Genomic DNA, 4,650 nt, shown 5'->3' with positions numbered 1-4,650 from the left:
TGCCCCGCCGAGTCCGGCTCGAGGGCGGGCGGGTGCGCGGCGGAGTGGCGCAGCAGGGAGTGCGCCGTGACCTCGGACACGGGTTCGACACGGATGCGGATGTTGGCGAGCAGGGTGACGAGGCGCTCGTAGGCGGCCTGCGGGTCGTGGCTCCAGGGCTGCGCGTCGGTGTTGCGGGGGCCGAAGGGGCCGAGGGCCAGCCACTGTTCGATCTCGGTATCGGAGAAGAGGGTGGCGGCGAGGGTGGCGGCCAGCGCGATGCCGAGGGCGATCCAGCCGACGGGGCCGAGGCCGAGCCACAGGGGGCTGGTCTTGACCAGCACGGACCCGGCGACCACCAGGGTACTGGCGGCCGCGAGGGCGAGCGCGGTCCCGGCGGCGGTATTGCCCTGATCGAACCGGGTGAGGGCATCGCGGCCGAGCAGCGCGGCGCTGGCGACGCCACCGACGAAGCCGAAGAAGTTCACTACAGTAATGGTGCCCTTCAGGCGCGCGCCCAGTTCAGAAATGAAGCTGACCTGGGAACGGACCAGTGCGTCACCGAGCGGCAGGTGCCGGCTGATGACCTCGGCGCGCAGTTGCTGCAGGCGGTTGTGGCGCTCGCCGTGGAACTCGACGGCCTTGGCCGAGGCGACGGCGAGGTCGTACATGGCGGTTGCGAAGCCGCTCATGGTTTGTGTGGCTTCAGTCTGATCCCGTAGTGCCCGCACTTCCTGCCGCAGATTGAACGCCTCGATCGCCATGATCAGGTAGGGCAGGCGCAGGGTGTCGGCGGCGTCGGCGACGCTGGCCTGTGCGCGGACGCGGCGCGCCACGCGTGCGGCGTTGGAGTCGCGATCGGCCACCAGTACCGCCAGGTGCATCTGGCCGGCCTTTTCGGCGGCGTCGGTGAGGCGCCGGGTGTGCTCGGGGGTCAGCACGCGGCCGGAGGCCTCGCGTACGGCGCCCTCGAAGGCATGACGGGCGGCGGCCCGGGGGCCGTCCCGGGTGGCCTTGCGTTCGGCGTCGGTCAGGCCGTTGACGAGGTCGCCGCCGGGGTCGCGTACGCCCAGCAGCACCTGCCCCGATCCCACGCGGCCGCGTTCGGTGGCGACCACCCCGCCCAGCTCGTTCGGCAGCGCGGCGCGGGCCAGCCGGGCCATGGGCAGTGCCATGGCCCCGGCGGCGCCCTGCTCGGCGAGCAACGCGGCGTGTTCGGCGATGCGCCCGATGACCAGGTCGACGGCCCCGGCCCAGCGCTTGAGTTCGCGGCTGAGGGGGAACTCCTCGGTCCTGGCGAACGCGGCGAGCATGGCGGTTTCCGGGAGCTGGACGTCGTCGGCCTCTTCCGGCGGCGCGGCATCGGCCAGGCGGGCGAGGGCGCGGAGTCGGACATGGCCGTTGCCGGGGTTGGGTTCGTCTTCGGGCAGGACCAGGGGCTGGTCCAGCGGTGATGCGTCCTCGTCGGGGAACAGCATGGCGTGCAGTGCACCCGGGCCGCGCAGCAGGTCGATGACGAACCGGCGCGGGGAGTGGAGCCCGGAGTCTGCGGGAGTAGTGTGCAGCGGGTCGGCCTGTTCCGGGGCTTCGCGCAGGGCCTCGAGCAGGTCCGCGGCCAGGGCGTAGGCGCCGAGGTAGTCGGACCCCTCAAGGCTGAACAGGTCGGCGAGGGCGGCGACACTGTCCGGTTCGAGCAGCTGCGCGTGCAGACGTGTCTGGAAGGTGGCCAGCTGTTCGCGGGCAAGGCGGCGCTGCCGGGTGCGCAGGACGCGGTGCAGCTCGCCATCCGGGGCGAGGTCGGCGCGATCGGCGAATCCGTGCAGGGGGTTGGGTTCGCCCCCGGCGTGTTCGCTCGGCAGGATGGCCTGGTTGACCAGGGCCGCGCACTCGAAGAAGGGCTCCCCGGCGGCGCGGGCATGGATGCGCCGCAGGTATTCCAGGCTGCTGCGGCAGCCGGAGAGCGCGTGGCGCAGGTCGAACAGCGGGTCCGGCAGGACCAGGCCCGGTATGTCGCGTTCGCGGGCCGGCTCGAGGCTGTCGTCGACCGGCTCGAAGCCTTCCCACAGAAGGGCGTCCGGGGGCTCGATCTCGGGGTCGCTCTCGGCCAGGCGCTCGTGTGTTACCTGCAGCCGGGCGGCGGCCTGCAGGTACAGCGTGTCACTCTCGTCGGCGTAGGGCACCGGGGCGGCCGTGCCTTCATGCACCGCCTCGCCTGCTTCGGCGGGGTCATCCAGTTCGTCGGCCTCGCGGCCGGCCCGTTCGTGCAGTCGCTGCATGGCCTTGCCGTCGAGCTCCCGGAGGAATACTTGAGGCTGGGCAGTCCGTGTCTCGGCGAGCGGGATGCGCGGCCCCATGGGCGTGGCGTCCTCCAGGGGGTACAGGCTGCCGGGCGAGGGCCACCGGGACTGCGAAAACCCCACCTGGCGACAGCGCCGGCTGCGTGCGGTGTCGTCCGCCTCGAGGTGCCGCAGACGCGCGGCGCTCCACTGCACCTCGGAGAAGGCCATGCGCAGCTCCCGGGAAAGCCGGCGCCCGCTGGCCTGGCGCGGCAGCCAGAGTTCCTCCAGCGCGACCCCGGCGGCGGGGCGCCGGTCGTCCTGCCAGTTCCCGTCGTTGTCGCGGTGATCGGCCAGGTCGATGTCGCGGAGCCGCAGGTGCCCGGCTTCGTCATCGGGGCCGACTTCCAGCTCGCGCCAGAGCCGGCCGCCGAGGAAGATGTAGAGAAACCCGGCCCGGAGCGGCAGGGCGTGCCGCTGGTCGCGCCCGAGTTCGTTCCACAGTGCCATGGGAAGCACGGGCTGGATGATGTTCTCCTGGAGCCTCATGCGGCGGCTGGTGTGGAAGAGCTGTTCGAGCAGCGGCACGTGCATGTCGCCGCCGTCCTCGCGCTCGATCACCAGCTGCGCATCGGCCCGTTCCTGCCGGCGCTCCTCCGGCCAGCACCACTGGTGCAGTTCGCTGACCGGGTCCTCGAGGGATTCCGTGTCCGCGTCGCCAAAGGCGTCGATGGGATCCCGGGTGCGGCTGTCGACGATCTCGAGGCGCTGGCCGTCCGGGTGTTCCCGGCCCATGACCTGGATGAAAAGCTTGCTGCCTTCGCAGGCGATGTTGTTCGGTGTTCCCTGGCTCATCCGTGTGGTGTCTCCGAAGGGCTGGAGTGGTCTTCCGTGACCGGGTCAGGCGGGCGGGTGCGGTTCCGGCGGCGGTGCCGCCGGCCGCGCAAGCTGCCGGACCAGGTGGTGTACCCGCTGGTTCTCCGGGATGGCGAGGCGCCCGGCCTCGTCCAGCGCCCGGAGGAAGGCCCCGGCATCGGCCGGCTCGCTGGCATCCAGTGGCACGTGCTGGCCGGTCTCGCGCCAGAGGGCCTGTTGTTCGGCGAGGGTTTGCAGGGCGGTGCGTTGCTCGGGCGTCAGTGGTACGGGGGGAGCGTCCGCCCCGGCCGGCTCGCCCGCCTCGTCGGGTGTCCGGGTGAGCCCATGCCAGATGGGCCCGTTTGCCGCCCGCTCGGCGAAGGTGCCGCCAAACCAGAAGACGCCGTCGATCGGCCCCAGCCACTGGGCCGCGCCGGACTCGTCGGCGAACAGCGCCGAGGCGACCCATGGGTCCTGGAAGCGCAGCAGCGCCCGACGGTTCGGTCCGATGGCTGCCTCGAGCCGATGCCGAAGGTGGGCCACCAGGTCGTCGGGGCTGGTGGTGGTGCGCAGAAGAATACCCGCCATGGGCGGTTCACCGCGGGCCTCGGCGAACGCCTGCCACAGGGGTGTATCCGGGCGGGTCCGCACAAGGAGCGGGCTGCGATCCTCCAGCGCTGCGTAGCGTGTCTCGCGGAACAGCCATTCCACCTCGGGCGCATCGTCAAGCTCGTACACGCGCCGGAGCGTGCTCGGCGCCTGATCGAGTACCAGCCAGGCCGCGTGTTCCTTTTGCGCCGCCCATACCCCGGAGAGCCCGGGTGCCTGCACCCGCTCGCTCATGTCCTGTCCCCTTGTCGGTCGCAGGGGCAGTCATCGCCGAGCGGACACGGTTCCCCTTCGGCCGGTTCGGGGCAGGGTTCCACCAGCGGCTGATGTTCCCTGCTGGCCTGGTCCAGCCGATGGGCGAGCAAGGCATCGGGTCCGCTTTCCGCGACCCCGTCGGCTGTTCCCGGGAGTACGTGCCCGGGCAGTTCGGGCATCTGCGCCTGCTGGGCGTTGCCGGAGCCGGGGCTGCCGCCGGAGTTGAGGCGGACGTTCGGGCCATTGACGGTGACGCCCGAGGGGTCGATCTTGATGAAGCTGCCGCCGGCCTTGAGGGTGATCTCGGCGCCGGCGTCGAGGACGATCTTCGTGCCGGCGGCGTGGTGGATCTCCCGTCCGGACTCGACGAGCTGGGCGGTGCCGAAGCGCTGGTGCAGGGTGCCGTCGACGGTGAGGTGCTGGTCGGCGGCGGTGTGTTCGCGGCGTTCGCCCTGGACGGTGAGGTGTTCGTTGCCGCGGACCTCGGCGAGGCGATCGCCGTGGACGCCGAGATGGCTGTGGCGTTCGATGGTCTCGCTGCGGTCGTTGCGGGTGATCAGGTCGAGGTCGCGCTGGGCGTGGAGGTGGATCTGTTCGGCGTCGCGGGCGTCGTCGAAGCGCAGCTCGTTGTAGCCGTCGGCCTGGTGGCTGCGGGTGCGCAGCACGGAGCGGGTCT

Annotated in this window: 2 protein-coding genes and 1 pseudogene; all 3 read right to left on the bottom strand. The window is 71.7% G+C overall.

All coding sequences use genetic code 11. From position 1 onward, the window contains the following. On the bottom strand, window positions 1-3,110 hold a 3,110-nt coding region (locus tag G020_RS0114375), incomplete at its 3' end, for a toxin VasX (protein ID WP_024330079.1). 45 nt (window positions 3,111-3,155) lie between these two features. Continuing rightward, window positions 3,156-3,953, bottom strand: a complete 798-nt coding sequence (locus G020_RS0114370) for a DUF4123 domain-containing protein (RefSeq protein ID WP_024330078.1) — start codon at window positions 3,951-3,953, stop codon at window positions 3,156-3,158. Continuing rightward, window positions 3,950-4,650 (bottom strand): annotated as a pseudogene (locus tag G020_RS15435) (type VI secretion system tip protein VgrG); the annotation flags it as partial. The gene G020_RS0114370 and the pseudogene G020_RS15435, both read right to left, overlap by 4 nt.

Source organism: Thioalkalivibrio sp. ALR17-21 (genome assembly GCF_000420185.1).
Taxonomy (GTDB): Bacteria; Pseudomonadota; Gammaproteobacteria; order Ectothiorhodospirales; family Ectothiorhodospiraceae; genus Thioalkalivibrio; species Thioalkalivibrio halophilus.
Note: the sequence above shows the minus strand (reverse complement) of the source record. Positions and strands in the feature narration are given on the sequence as shown.